The organism is Paraburkholderia sp. BCC1884 (assembly GCF_900996225.1).
In the GTDB taxonomy this organism is placed as follows: domain Bacteria; phylum Pseudomonadota; class Gammaproteobacteria; order Burkholderiales; family Burkholderiaceae; genus Paraburkholderia.
In genome coordinates, this window is sequence record NZ_CAAJGL010000112.1 from 110,873 (window position 1) to 124,265 (window position 13,393).

At 63.9% G+C, this 13,393-nt stretch carries 12 protein-coding genes; 6 read left to right on the plus strand and 6 right to left on the minus strand.

Annotation, left to right across the window (positions count from 1 at the left end; genetic code table 11):
- Window positions 1-27 precede the first annotated feature (27 nt).
- Genes FQ705_RS26100 through FQ705_RS26110 form a run of 3 tightly spaced genes read left to right on the plus strand, consistent with a single transcriptional unit; the run spans window position 28 to window position 2,297 of the window.
- Window positions 28-810, plus strand: coding sequence for an amino acid ABC transporter substrate-binding protein (locus tag FQ705_RS26100; protein ID WP_144145966.1), 783 nt, complete (start codon window positions 28-30; stop codon window positions 808-810).
- A 27-nt stretch (window positions 811-837) separates the two neighbouring features.
- The gene (locus tag FQ705_RS26105; protein ID WP_144145967.1) at window positions 838-1,515 is read left to right on the plus strand and encodes an amino acid ABC transporter permease; all 678 of its coding nucleotides are present in this window, start codon (window positions 838-840) and stop codon (window positions 1,513-1,515) included.
- Complete coding sequence (locus FQ705_RS26110) at window positions 1,515-2,297, plus strand: amino acid ABC transporter ATP-binding protein (RefSeq protein WP_144145968.1); 783 nt, start codon at window positions 1,515-1,517, stop codon at window positions 2,295-2,297. Before FQ705_RS26105 ends, FQ705_RS26110 begins: the two co-directional genes overlap by 1 nt.
- Window positions 2,298-2,377: 80 nt before the next feature.
- Here FQ705_RS26110 and leuA read toward each other — a convergent pair whose 3' ends face one another.
- On the minus strand, window positions 2,378-4,096 hold the full coding sequence (leuA, locus tag FQ705_RS26115; protein ID WP_144145969.1) for a 2-isopropylmalate synthase: 1,719 nt from the start codon (window positions 4,094-4,096) through the stop codon (window positions 2,378-2,380).
- A gap of 290 nt (window positions 4,097-4,386) precedes the next feature.
- Window positions 4,387-5,292, minus strand: a complete 906-nt coding sequence (locus FQ705_RS26120) for a class I SAM-dependent methyltransferase (RefSeq protein ID WP_144145970.1) — start codon at window positions 5,290-5,292, stop codon at window positions 4,387-4,389.
- A gap of 249 nt (window positions 5,293-5,541) precedes the next feature.
- Here FQ705_RS26120 and FQ705_RS26125 point away from each other — a divergent pair, with 249 nt between their 5' ends.
- Window positions 5,542-5,898, plus strand: coding sequence for a hypothetical protein (locus tag FQ705_RS26125; RefSeq protein WP_144145971.1), 357 nt, complete (start codon window positions 5,542-5,544; stop codon window positions 5,896-5,898).
- 102 nt (window positions 5,899-6,000) lie between these two features.
- Here the strand turns inward: FQ705_RS26125 and FQ705_RS26130 are convergent, their stop codons facing one another.
- Window positions 6,001-6,615: a cadmium resistance transporter gene (locus FQ705_RS26130; protein ID WP_144145973.1), complete on the minus strand. Its 615-nt coding sequence runs from the start codon at window positions 6,613-6,615 to the stop codon at window positions 6,001-6,003.
- Between the two features lie 259 nt (window positions 6,616-6,874).
- On the opposite strand from FQ705_RS26130, the gene FQ705_RS26135 reads away from it, so the two are divergent.
- Window positions 6,875-7,492: a hypothetical protein gene (locus FQ705_RS26135; protein ID WP_144145975.1), complete on the plus strand. Its 618-nt coding sequence runs from the start codon at window positions 6,875-6,877 to the stop codon at window positions 7,490-7,492.
- Window positions 7,493-7,501: 9 nt separating this feature from the next.
- Here the strand turns inward: FQ705_RS26135 and FQ705_RS26140 are convergent, their stop codons facing one another.
- The 3 genes from FQ705_RS26140 to FQ705_RS26150 form a co-directional block, all read right to left on the minus strand.
- On the minus strand, window positions 7,502-9,394 hold the full coding sequence (locus tag FQ705_RS26140; RefSeq protein WP_144145977.1) for a glycosyl transferase family 1: 1,893 nt from the start codon (window positions 9,392-9,394) through the stop codon (window positions 7,502-7,504).
- A 143-nt stretch (window positions 9,395-9,537) separates the two neighbouring features.
- Window positions 9,538-10,779 carry a DUF3443 domain-containing protein gene (locus tag FQ705_RS26145; protein ID WP_409934733.1) on the minus strand — a complete coding sequence of 414 codons (1,242 nt, stop codon included), beginning with the start codon at window positions 10,777-10,779 and terminating at the stop codon, window positions 9,538-9,540.
- 17 nt (window positions 10,780-10,796) lie between these two features.
- Complete coding sequence (locus FQ705_RS26150) at window positions 10,797-11,261, minus strand: DUF2844 domain-containing protein (protein WP_144145979.1); 465 nt, start codon at window positions 11,259-11,261, stop codon at window positions 10,797-10,799.
- Window positions 11,262-11,619: 358 nt separating this feature from the next.
- Between FQ705_RS26150 and bamC the strand changes: the two genes are divergently transcribed.
- A complete protein-coding gene (gene bamC, locus FQ705_RS26155) occupies window positions 11,620-12,852 on the plus strand; it encodes an outer membrane protein assembly factor BamC (RefSeq protein WP_144145981.1) in 1,233 nt (410 codons plus the stop codon).
- Window positions 12,853-13,393: the final 541 nt, after the last annotated feature.

The window sequence follows — 13,393 nt, forward strand, 5'->3', positions numbered from 1 at the left end:
CGCAGCAAACCTGACGGAGCTCCCCCGATGAAGTCGATTCGTTCCATTCTGCTGATCGCCCTGTTTCAGGCGGTCACCCTGAGCCCGGCATTCGCCGCCGATGAACTCGCGCAGATCAAATCCGCGGGTGTGTTGAAGATCGGCACCGAGGGCACCTATGCCCCGTTCACGTTCCATGACGAATCCGGCAAGCTGACGGGCTTCGACGTGGAGATCGGCACCGCGATCGCGCAGCGCCTGGGCGTCAAGCCGCAATTCGTCGAAGGCAAATGGGACGGTCTGATCGCCGGTCTCGACGTGAACCGCTACGACGCGGTGATCAACGAGGTCGCCGTGACCGACGCGCGCAAGGTGAAATACGATTTCTCCGACCCGTACATCACCTCGCACGCAGCGCTGATCGTGCAGTCGAACAACACGACGATCAAGAACTTCGACGACCTGAAGGGCAAGAAGTCGGCCAATACGCTCACCAGCAACTTCGGCAAGATCGCGGCGGCGCACGGCGCGGACGTGATCCCGGTGCAGGGCTTCAATGAGTCGATCGATCTGCTGACCTCGGGCCGGGTGGATGCGACCGTCAACGATTCGCTGTCGTTCCTCGACTTCAAGAAGCACAAGCCCGATGCCAAGGTGAAGATCGTCGCGCTCGATACGTCGGCCGACAGCAGCGACAAATCCGCGGTGTTGATCCGCAAGGGCAGCCCCGATTTGCAGGCCGCGATCAACAAGGCGCTCGCCGACATGAAGAAAGACGGCACTTACGCGAAGATCTCGCAGAAGTATTTCGGCAAAGACGTCTCCCAGTAAAAGCAAACGTCACCCGCGAGTCTGAATATGCCGGCATGGTTGCATCTGATGGCGCAGTCGCTGTGGCCCCTGCTGTATGCGGGGCTCGTGTTCACTGTGCCGCTCACTCTGGCGTCGTTCGCAATCGGGCTGACGCTGGCGTTCGTGGTGGCGCTCGTGCGGCTGTTCGGGCCGAAGTGGGCGGTGGTGATCGTGCGCTTCTATGTCTGGCTGTTTCGCGGCTCGCCGTTGCTCGTGCAGCTATTCGTGATCTTTTACGGCTTGCCCAACGTGGGCATCGTGCTCGATCCGCTAACGGCGGCGATCATCGGCTTCTCGCTGAACGTCGGCGCGTATAACTCCGAGGTGATCCGCGGCGTAATCGAGTCGATTCCGAAAGGGCAGTGGGAAGCCGCGTATTCAATGGGGATGACGCGCGAGCAGGCCTTGCGGCGCGCGATTCTCCCGCAGGCGGCGCGCGTCGCGCTGCCGCCGTTGTCGAATGCCTTTATCGCGCTGGTGAAAGACACGTCGCTGGCCGCCGTGCTGACCGTGCCGGAAGTGTTCCAGGCGGCGCAACGCATTGCGTCGGTCACGTACGAGCCGCTGATCCTCTATACGGAGGCCGCGCTCGTTTATCTGGTGTTCAGTTCGGTGCTGTCGTCGGCGCAGGTCAGGCTCGAGCGCAAGTTCGGACGTCACGCACTTTTTCAGGCGGGCAACTGATGATCCGACTGGAAAAAATCGACAAATCCTTTGGCGAGCAACGGGTGCTGAATTCGGTCGACCTGCACCTTGCCACGGGTAACGTCACCGCGTTGATCGGTCCATCGGGCAGCGGTAAAAGCACGCTGCTGCGCTGCGTGAATCTGCTTGAAATTCCCGAGTCCGGCTCGCTCGCACTCGGCGACCTGCGGCTGGAATTCAGTCGCGATCGTAAGCCTTCGCGCGACGCGGTGCTGGCGATACGGCGTCGCACCGGCATGGTGTTCCAGAACTTCCAGCTGTTCCCGCATCTCACCGTGCGGCAGAACGTGATGGAGGGTTTGCTGACCGTGCAGAAGTGGGACAAGGAGCGAGCCCGCGTGCGCGCCGATGAACTGCTCGAGAAAGTGGGCATCGCGCACAAGGCGGATGCCTGGCCGTCCACGCTATCCGGCGGGCAGCAGCAGCGCGTCGCGATTGCGCGGGCTCTCGCGCCGTCGCCGGAAGTGTTGTTGTGCGACGAGCCGACCTCGGCGCTCGATCCCGGGCTCGCGGCCGAAGTGGTGGAGGTGCTCAAGCAACTCGCCAACGAAGGCATGACGATGCTGATGGCTACGCACGACCTGCGTCTCGCGGCGACGATTGCGCGTGACGTGGTGTTTCTGAATAACGGCGTCGTGGTGGAGGCGGGGCCGTCGCGTGAGATTTTCATGCAGCCACGTCAGCCGGAAACCGCGCGCTTCGTGTCGACGCTCACCCATAGCTTGCCGGACGAGTGGACCGAGGCAGGCAACTCACGCTGAGCGGCAAGCTTCAGAACGCAAAAGGGGGCGCCGAAGCGCCCCCTTTTTCATGCTACGTCCTCACACTTGGACGTTAAACCTTAGACGCCCACATTCTCCGTGACGTCGTTCAACGCGGTGTCGAAAAACGACGCTTTCGCCTGCTCGCTAGCGCGTGCGTAAGCGCGGTTCACGCCGCTGATGACCGCGCGGATCGAGGCGGTCACCAGGTTGGCATCGACACCCACGCCAAACGCGCTGCCGGCGATATCGGCGCCCGCCATTTCGGCGACGGCTACCGCGCGTGCATCGGCGCCCTGCGTCAAGGCGCGTTCTTCATAGTGCTGGATACGGACCGGTGCGCCGATGGCGTGCATCAAGGCGTCGAGCGGACCATTGCCGGCGCCGTTCAACACGCGCGGCGTGCCGTTGATCTCGACGGTGAGCTTGATATGCTCGCGGCCTTCGCGCTCGGACAGGCTGTGGCCAATGTAGCGAATCGGCTCGATGTTCTGCACATATTCCTGCTGGAACAGTTCCCAGATCTGCGTGGGCGTGACTTCGTGGCCGCTGTTGTCGGTATAACGCTGCACGGCCGAGCTGAAGTCCACCTGCAAACGACGCGGCAACACCACGCCGTAACCCTGTTCGAGCAGGTAGGCGATGCCGCCTTTACCCGACTGGCTGTTCACGCGAATCACCGAGTCATACGTACGGCCGAGATCGCTCGGATCGATCGGCATATACGGCACTTCCCAGATCGCGTCCGGCTTCTGCACCGCCAAGCCCTTCTTGATCGCGTCCTGGTGCGAACCGGAAAACGCCGTGAAGACCAGATCGCCGACATACGGATGACGCGGATGTACCGGCAACTGCGTGCATTCCTCGGCGGTACGCGCGACTTCATTGATGTTCGAGAAGTCGAGTTCCGGGTCGACGCCTTGCGTGTACAGATTCAAGGCGAGCGTGACGAGGTCGACGTTACCCGTGCGTTCGCCGTTGCCAAACAGACATCCTTCGACGCGGTCCGCGCCTGCCATCACCGCGAGTTCTGCGGCGGCGACAGCCGTGCCGCGGTCGTTATGCGGATGCACGGACACGATCAACGAATCGCGGCGCGCGAGGTGGCGGTGCATCCATTCGATCTGGTCGGCGTAGATGTTCGGCGTGGCCATTTCGACGGTGGCCGGCAGGTTGACGATCGCCTTGTGGTCGGGCGTCGGTTCCCAGATGTCGAACACGGCGTCGCACACTTCCTTGGCGAATTCGAGTTCGGTGCCGCTGAACACTTCGGGGCTGTATTGCAGCGTGAAGTGTGTGGCCGGCGTGGCGTCGGCGAGGCGCTTCATCGTGCGGGCGGCTTTTTGCGCCAGTTCTTTCACGCCATTCCTGTCGAGGCCGAAGACGATCTTGCGGAAGTCCGGCGCGGTCGCGTTGTACAGATGGACGATGGCGCGCGGCGCGCCACGCAAGGACTCGAACGTGCGCTCGATGAGGTCGTCGCGCGCTTGCGTGAGGACTTCGATCGTGACGTCGTCGGGAATGTGGCCGCCTTCGATCAGCTCGCGCACGAAATTGAAGTCGGTCTGCGAGGCAGACGGAAAAGCGACTTCGATTTCCTTGAAGCCGATCTGCACCAGCGCCTTGAACATGCGCATCTTGCGCTCCGCGTTCATCGGCTCGAACAGCGCCTGGTTGCCGTCGCGCAGGTCGGTGCTCATCCAGATCGGCGCACGCGTGATGGTGCGTGAGGGCCACTGGCGATCCGTCAAGTCGATGGGCTTGAACGAGCGGTATTTGGTAGCAGGGTTCTTCAACATTTTCATCATCCGAGGGTTAGACCAGGAAGCTGGTTTGTCGACCGGACGACGAAAAGACATAACAGGGCCGCCGGTCGGAAACCGGAGCTGGGTCAGTTACTGGGGAATTGTGCGGTGCTTCGAGTGAATCAGATGGCAGCGCGCAGCAGCAGACCTAGCCCGGTAGAGCGGGCTAGTAGTAGCGATAGGGTGGTCTGGGCGCGGTACATAGGGCGCAATAGGACCATATTATCGGGACGGCGTCAAGCGCCGATTCCGCGCCGGCCCTGCGTCGCGCGCTGTCAGCGGGCTCAGTGCGCGGGCTTCACGAAGCGCAAGGTCATCCGATCGGATTCGCCAATCGCCGCATATGTCGCCCGGTCGACGTCACCGCCTTCGTAGGTAGGCGGCAGCGACCACACGCCGTTCGGGTAGTTTTTCGTGTCGCGCGGGTTGGCGTTCACCTCGCTTCGGCCGGCCAGCTCGAAGCCGGCCGCGCGGGCGTGTTCGATCACATAGGCTTCGGTGACGTAGCCGGTGTCGATGGTCTGTTGCAGCGAGGTGCCGGGCGCTGCGCGGTGCTCTTCCACGCCGAGCAAACCGCCGGGCTTGAGCGCGGCGTAAAAGGCGCGCAGGTTGGCGTCGATCTGGCCGTCCTTGATCCAGTTGTGGATGTTGCGGAAGGTGAGCACGCGATCGACGCTGTCGTCGGCGGGAAAGCCGCTGAACTGGCCGGTGTGGAGCGTGCCGATCACCACGTTGCCGTAAATCGCAGGCGCTGCGGCGAGCTTGCCGGCAAATGCCGCGCGACTGGCCTGAGCTTCCTGCGAGGGACCTTTCGGGCCGTCGTACTGGGCTTCGTAAAGCTGGCCGTGGCCGCGCAGGTAGGGCGCCAGAATCTCGGTGTACCAGCCGCCGCCGGGCTCGATCTCCAGCACGCTTTGCGACGGCGCCAGCTCGAAGAATTGCAGCGTCTCCCGCGGATGCCGGTAGACATCGCGCGCACGGGCTCTGTCGCTGCGCTGCGGTCCGGAAATTGCGGCGTCGAGCAAGGCCGGATTCACGGCTGCGGAAGCGGGCGACGACACCGACGAAGGCCCGCTCGCCGGGCTCGTGCACGCGGCGAACAGCAAGGCGGTGGTCAGTGTGCTCAGCGCCGTGAGCATAGCTCGCAGCGCACGCGGTTTGAGAATCGGGTAGGCGTTCATGAAGACCATTATCGGGGGCGAATGAGGCGAAAAGAAAATCGTCGATTCGTATAAGGATAGGCTTGCGGCGGATTTATGCGGTCAGCGGCGGCTTCAGCCCGCCCGATCCACCGTTCTACTGGCCGATCTGCGCCGCCAGCGAAACCGAAAACCGGTGCGGTGCGTATAAACAAGATGATCAGCGTCTGCCGCGCGCTGGTTCGTCTGAATCGAAATCGCGGACAGGATCTCCTTCATTTTCCTTTGCCGGAGGCAAGTATGAAACGAACCTCGAAGTCAGCGACACTCGTGAAGACCTTACTGTGCGCCGCCACGTGCACCATCGCGGCACACGCGGGCGCGCAGGGGCTGAGCGTGCAGGACGACATCAACGCGCCGCAAAACAACACGCGGCTGATGCCGAACTCCGCGCGCGGCAGCGAATACCCGACGCATGGCAACCAGCAGGCCGGCGAGGTGAATCTGAACCCGACCGACCCGCGTGCGCAACTGGTCAACGGACTGCCGAACAATACCCAGTCGGGTGGTTATGGTTCGCCGCTTGCCGGCGTGCGGACCTACGTACAGCCGACGATGCAGCCTATGCAACCCATGCAACCCATGCCGTCGAACTAGATGGCCGCGAACGACGGTCGTGCCGCATCGCGCGCTAAAGCGCCGCGCATCCCTGCATGCACCGCAATGTTTTGATCGCAAGACCGTTTGGATATAGGCGCATTACAGCCCGAAGACGATTCGCAGCGTGTCGTTCTGCACGATCACCGAGATGCCGATCACCACAAGGATCAGCGGCAGTAGCACGCTGCCGTAGCGACGGATCGGTGCGCCGAGCAGCGGATGCTCCACGAGCCACAGCGCGAGCGCACACCACAGACCGATCATCGCCACGAACACCAGCGAGACGAACGCGCCTTCGCCGTGCGAATGGCCGGCGTACAGGGGCACGTAGACGGCGAGATTGTCGGAGCCGTTGGCGACGGCCACGCCGGCCACCGTCCACCATGAGGAACCTCGGTTTGCCTTAAGCGAGTCCGGCTCGCCTTGCGCATGGTCGGCCCGGGCGTTTCGCGGACCGAAGCGCTCCCACGCCTGATAGAGCCCCACGCCGATCGGCAGGACGCCGAGCAGGCCGACATAGCCGGCCGGCAAACGTGTCAGCAGCGCGGCGAGCAGTATCGATGCCGCGATCAGGGTGAGCGAGCCGGCCAACTGACCGGCGATCACGCGAGCGCGCCCGTCCTTTGCCTGCGCCAGGAACGCGAGCAGCACGAACAGATTGTCGACGTTGGTCGCGGCGTAGGCCGCGATCGCGAGCAGGGCAAGACTGAGCATGCGGGGAAGCCAGATTGGTACGCGGTGGGAAGCACACGGCGCCCGTCGCGAGGTCCGAGTAGAGCGGGCTTTGCGTCGATTGCGTGGCAGGCGGTCCACACGATGCCGGTGTGCACGGTCGCGGTCAAGTTGCCATCCGCTTTAATTCGACGCACGGGCCGCGCGGACGGGCTGGTTCGTGCACCCCGGCGGCGGGCGGCGGTGCCGACGGAGCGGCCCGTAAGCTACAATTGCCGACGGCCTGAAAAACGGAACATTAATGAAGATTCGGATTCTCTCTATCGCCTGCGTCACGACTGCCGCCGCCTTGCTGGCAGCCTGCACGGCCGTCTACAAGAACTCGGACGCGTGCGAGCAGTTGACGCGAAGCAAGCTTGCTGAAACGTCGACGGATACGCTGAAGATCGCCCACACGGGCGCCGGCATCGATGGCTCGCGGGTGGTGGTGGAGGGCGCGATCGACCATGTCATGTCGGCTTCCGAAGTCGCGGCTGTTGCGGCGGCTTCTGCGGTGAAGGCCGCGAGCGCGCCGGTCGCGGGTTCGGGTGCGTCGGCAGCGGCTGCGGCGTCGGGCGCGGTATTGGCATCGGCGTCCGGCGTTCGCGCTGCGTCGGCAACCACGGCAACCACGGCATCGTCGTCGGCAAAGGTCGCAGCCTCGGTCGCAGCTTCAGCGCCGGTAAGCGCGTCGGGCGTCGTAAGCGCGGCCGAAATAGCCGCCGTGAAGGCCTCGCTCAAATCGGGCAAGCCGCCGACGGTTTCCACACCGGCCGCCGCCGAATGCACCTACCATGGCGCGACGCTGAACCTCTTCAGCTGGCTTGCCCCGGAGAAACTCGCCGTCCCCGCCGACCAGGCCGCCAGCGCAGTCAACTGAGACGCGCCATCAAGCCCGAGCCGGCGCCTCCTCGCGCCGGCTTGCGTTTTCCCTCATCAGCTTCAGTACGGTCGTCGCGAACAGCTGAGGCCGCCCCTCGAAGCAACGCTCGACAGCCCGCGTATCGATCAGCCGTTGCCGCAAGGCGGTGCGCTCGTCATGGCGCCCGATCATCCGCAGCGCGGCGGCGATGTAGGCCTCGACGCTGTCCGTCGTGGTCCACGCCGGCATACCCACGCGCTCGAACAGCGCACCGTCGATCCGCTCGAACACCTCCGGCCCGCGTTTGCAGATACCCGGCAGACCGAGCGTGAGCGCGTCGACGATGCCGTTGGTATTGCCGAATGGAAACGGGCTAAGAAACAGATCCGCCCGATCGACGCGCGCCAGATAGCCCGCATAGTCGTGAAATCCGTGCACGACGGCGCGCGGCAGCGTCCGGCCGATTACCTCGCGCATACGCTCGAGCGGCAAGCCGGTCGGCACGCCGCTCATGAAATGAATGGCGATCGGACAGGCGGCGCGCGCCTCGATCTCTCGACACGCCTCCAGAAAGCCCGGATTCAGCTTCATCGCGCTCGCCGTGACGATCACTTCCAGCGTCTCGCGCGCCGGCGGAACGCGCGCGACGAGCTCGGGCAGCGATGCGGACGGACGATACGGCTGGCCGTCTTTCGGCAGCCTCATCAGGCGTTCGCTGAAGCAGGCCGGGTCGCCGACGTAGTCTTCCTCGACGCTGACGTAGTCGATCCTGTCGGAATGTGTCGTAGCGGGATGTCCGAGTCCGGCGATCTGCAGCGGCGCAACGCGCAGATTCGACATGAAGACCGTCAGCACGAACATGCCGACGCTCGGCATGTACAAGACCGCAGGCTTCTCGGCTTCGGCAAAGTCGCGAATCGTTTTCAGGCACTCGCCAACATAGTCCGGTTGCTCCAGTTCGATGAAACGGTCGAACACCGCCCGCCCGATGTCGTCGACCGCCGAGCCGAGGCCGAAACCCACCACTTCGAAATAGTCTCGCGCCGCTTCGAGCGTGCGCGAGTGCGTGCGGTAGATCGAATGGGCGCCGTTGAACCACTCCAGCACGACGATCATCAAGGGCTTTTTGCCGTGCCGCAGACGGTTGTCGGTGGGCGTCGGCGCCGTGAATGGCAGCGCGACGGGCAGGTCGGCCAGGCCAAGCTCGGCGAGCTTGCGGCGCACCAACGCGTTGATATCCCGCTTGATTTCGTGTCGACGGGAAGAGTCCGAGTAGCTGCAGAACATATACGCGTTGTGCAGCAATGCCGTGGGCAGCGCGTCGAGATTGTCGATTTCCTGGAGCTTGCCCGGTAGCCATTCGAGCAACGCTTCGCGTTTGAGATGCGCGCTTTTCGAACCCTTGAAGACAGGTGCGAGCAACACCAGCGCCAGGCCCGCCGCGAGGGTCTTGTCGTAGGCCCAGAGCGCGGCGAAGTCGAGTTCGAGTTCGGACTCGCCCGAATACAGCAGACACAGTTTTTCGACGAAACGGTCGCCGGGCAGAAATTGCGCGTCGTGCACACCGCGAGGATTCAGGTGACACGCCACGTGATCGGCATTGCCGAACGCCGTGGTGGCGAATACGAGGCCGAGCCACTCGTGCACGGCCAGAAGCAGCTTGAGGCACTCGGGCGCAAGCGCGAATTCGGGGTCGGCGAACAGCGTGGCGGCCGCGCTCGCGAGGCGCGTGCAGAAGCGCGCGGATTGTTCATCGGGCGACAGGCCGCTCATGCCGGAAGCCAGAAAACGCTGATCCAGCTCGCCGCGCGTGTGCTGCAAAAGCGCCAGCGCGGCGATGAGCTGGATCGAAGCCTTGACATACTGGCGCGTATAAACGAGTTGCTCGAAGTGGTCGAGCGAAAAGGTGGCGTCTTGCATGGGGATGCGATCTAAGGACAGGCGGGCAGGACTCGCAAAACTGTCGCGCAGTCAGCCGAATCCAAAATTATCGCCGCCTATCGATGCGGAATCAGACCGCACAGGGACGTGATGAATTTTCCGCGCCAAAAGAGGCCATTCGTTCAGAACGCGTAGTACGGACCAGGCCCGGCCGACGTCTCGCGCGACGCGATCGCCGTGTAGACACGCCGCCCGAAAAAGAACGGCAGGCCCCAGCCGAAACTGCCGCTGCTGGTCGCGCCGGCAAGGTTGTTGAACGCATTGTTGCCCGACGCGAACAACGCGCTGGCATTGCCGATCGCGAACGACACGGTGCTCGATGCGCCATCCAGCCCGACGATCGCGGCGCTCGCCGCCTGGCTCGACGCCGGGCAATACCAGTAGCCGCACTGCGGCAGTTGCGTGTTGCGGAAGAACAGACCGTTCGAGCCGCTGTCGAGATAGCTTTGCGCATAGGTCTGGCCGCCGCTGGTGGTGACCACGAAACCGGTCTGCGAGTTGGCCTTGAGGACGCCGGCGCCATCGAGCGTGTTGTTGGCCTGGGTGCCGATGCCGAAGATCAGCGAGCCCGACACGTTCGCCGCGCCCGAGTCGGCGATGCTGGGCAGGTCGATGACCACGCCGTTGTTATCGAGCGCGAACCGGCTGACCGGATTGGTGACCTGCTGCGCGAGGGCCTGGGTGCTTGCGACGCATGCGCCGTTCGCGTCGCAGCTGTAGTACCAGCGCGGCAGCGCCGCGTTGACGCAGCCGCTGCCGCAGTCGGCCGCGAACAGGCCGACGCCGAGAATGCCGTTGGCGCGCAGGCTCGCGGTGGTCAGCATGGCCGGACCGGCGCTCGCGCAGTCGGTGGGTACGATGGGTACGGCGGGATCGGCGATCAGCTGGATCGGGATCGCGGCGGCCAACTGGCCCGCCATGCGCACGTCCGCGCTGCGCACCGCGCCCCACGCATAGCCGCCGCCGAAGACCGCGCATTCGCCGGTGTTGCCATCGCCCGAGGGCACGGCCGCGAGCGGCAGGCTCGGCGGCAGCGCGGACGCGAGGATGCGCAGACCGTGCGAACCGGTGTCGACCTGGATGTTGTCGATCGTCGCGCAGTTGCTGGTGCCGGGCTGACAAACGATGACGCTCGTCGTCAGCATGTTGCGGGTGAGGCCCGGCGCGGTGGCGACTTCGATCGGCTGGACGTTCGGCGTGGTCGATTGGGGGACCGGGACGGGCGCGCTGGAGGGTCCGCTAACTGTCGGCGCGGAGCCTGTCTGGGGCGCGCTGGACGCTGTGCTGTCGCTGCTGTCGCTGCTGCAACCGGCGAGACACGCGCACATGACGAGGAGGGTGGACAGCGGGCGGATGGCGTTCATGGAGTGGCTCGAAAGCATCAGTGCAAATCATCGGCGCTGACGCCGGGCGGCAAAGCCGCCGGCAGCCACGCGCGCCCGACGTAACCGCGCATCGGTCCGCCCGACTCGACGATCACATCCGGCCGCACCACCCGCGAGGCATGCAGATTGCCGTCCGGCACGCCGGCGGCCGCGCCCGCGCGGTAAGAGCCGGCATAGGCGCCGAGCAGCGTCTGCAGATCCGGCATGGTCGGCCCTTGCCACGCGTAGGCAATGATCTGGCCGCTGCTGGTCGCGTATTCGTCGATGGTGGTGCCGCCCGCATCGGTGCTCGTGCGCCGGAGCAGCGCGCCGTTCAGTACGCTGCGGGGCGCGCCGGAGCCGGAATTCGCCCCGTTCGGCATCGCGCCGCCCAACTCGGCGTGAGCCTCGATGTTCGCGCCCAGCAAGACGAGGGCTACCGTGCAAAAGGCGAGGAAGGTCGGGAAAGCGGGTGTCGGCATGGCGTTGGGTCCTGTGCCCGAGGCGTCCGGGGCTTTATTGAGATGTCCATTTCAAGATATCACTCAGGTTTCCTGATCTTTGCCCACGAGGCTTCGGGCCGTTTCTTTTGGTCTCGAAATTAGCGGGCGACGCTCCCGAAACTGCCTTTTAAAACAAAGCTCTGACGAGCATGTAGGGGCCTTCCTTCAAGCGATTCGGAAATGTTGTCAATGGTTAAATCGGCCGCTCGCCGGGAGGTCTTCTGGGTGCTCAATTCGGAGGCAAACCTCAGTTTTTGCACATGGCCCGCCGGGACCGGTAAAATGTTGGGTTGATCCACGGAAACTTGCCGTGGCGTAGCGGAAGGATTCCCCGAACATGACTGATCTTCGTCTTACCAAGCGGTTTGCAGTAATGCTGATGGCAGGCGGTCTGGTCGCCGGCTGCGGTACTTCGTCGCCGACCAAAATCGACTACAAGAGCGACTCGAAATCGAAGCAGGTGTCACTTGCCGTACCGCCGAACATGATCGATGAGACGGCCGATCAGCGTTCGTTGCCACCGCAAGGCGGCGAAACCTCCTTGTCCACGCTTCAGAAGGTGCAGGCACAGGCTCCCTCGGCCAATTCCGTGGTGGTGGTGCCGCCGGTCACCGGCATGCATATCCAGCGCGACGGCACGGAAAGCTGGCTCGTGCTCGACAACAAGACGCCCGAGCAGGCCTGGGCGCAGATCCGCCGTTTCTGGCAGGAACAGGGTTTCCTGCTGGTGGTCGACCAGCGCGACAAGGGCGTGATGGAAACCGACTGGAACGAAACCCACGCGCAGATCAACGACGGCCTGATCCGCAACACGCTGTCCAAAGCCATGGGCAACAGCTACGTGAGTTCGGAGCGCAACAAGTTCCGCACCCGTCTGGAAGCGGCGCCGAGCGGTGGCACCTATGTGTTCATCAGCCAGAAGGGCTTGCGTGAAGCTGTTAGCGGCACGAACAACGACACGACCAAGTGGGAAGCCAAGCCGAACGATCCGGGCCTGGAACAGGAATACCTGAAGCGCCTGATGGCCACGCTGGCCCTCAACGATTCGCGCACGAAGAGCGCCGACACGTCCGGCGCCGATCTGTCGCCGGCCGGCACGCAAACCGCGCCGAACGCGGCCACCTCGGGCGCCAAATCGGCAGCGGCGGCCGTGGCAGCGCAGAACGTCGCGCTGTCGGCCCAGCCGAGCTTCGACTCGGACGCGACCAGCAACACGCCGGCGCAATTCTCGTCCACGGAACTCACGCTGGGCGAGCCGTACGACCGTGCCTGGCTGCGTGTGGGCCTTGCGCTCGATCGTAGCAACTTCACCGTCGACGACCGCGATCTGAGCCGCGGGCTGTATTTCGTGCGTTACGTCGATCCGAAGGATATGACGTCGGCGGAACAGGGCTTCTGGAGCCAGGTTTTCCACGGCAAAAAGGAAAAAGTTGCCAGGCAATACCTCGTGAACGTTCGCGCGGTGACGCCTAACCAGACCCGCGTCGCGGTGGTGGACGCCAAGGGTGCGGTGGACGACAGCCCGCAGGCCAAGGCGATCATGAGCCTGATGGTTGACCAGTTGCACTGAGCAGCCCGGCAGACCGAGCCGTCAGAAACCCGCCCGGATTATCCGGGCGGGTTTTTTTATGCCCGCGAGAATCGCGACGGCCGCTGCGCGTGCGCATCCGGCATGGCGCCGGCGCTGTGCAGCCTTCCAAGTGGCCGGTCCCCTGATGCGGCACGCGCAAGGCGTGCTTCAAGCGTCCGCGGCCGCCATGTGCGGTCGCATGTAACGTGACGTTACCCCGGTGACGTAACTCTCCCAGCCCTTCCTCCGCCTTCCTTCGTCGACCCTTGAGACGAGAAATATCTATAACAATCAATCGCTTGCAATCAGATCTAGGTTTGATCGAATAACTGGCACACAAGCTGCTTTTATAGACTCATGGGGCCGGATTGGACGAGCCGAAGCAAATCGCGGCAAGTTTCAAACGACGTTTCCAAACCCTTTGCGCACCGGTCGACGAACAGGTGTCGAACCCGATGACGGCCTGCGCGCGTGGCGCGCGGCCCCGGTGGCCCCGTCGCCTATCCTCGTAGGGCGACGGTTTCGCCCGCACTCCCAACGG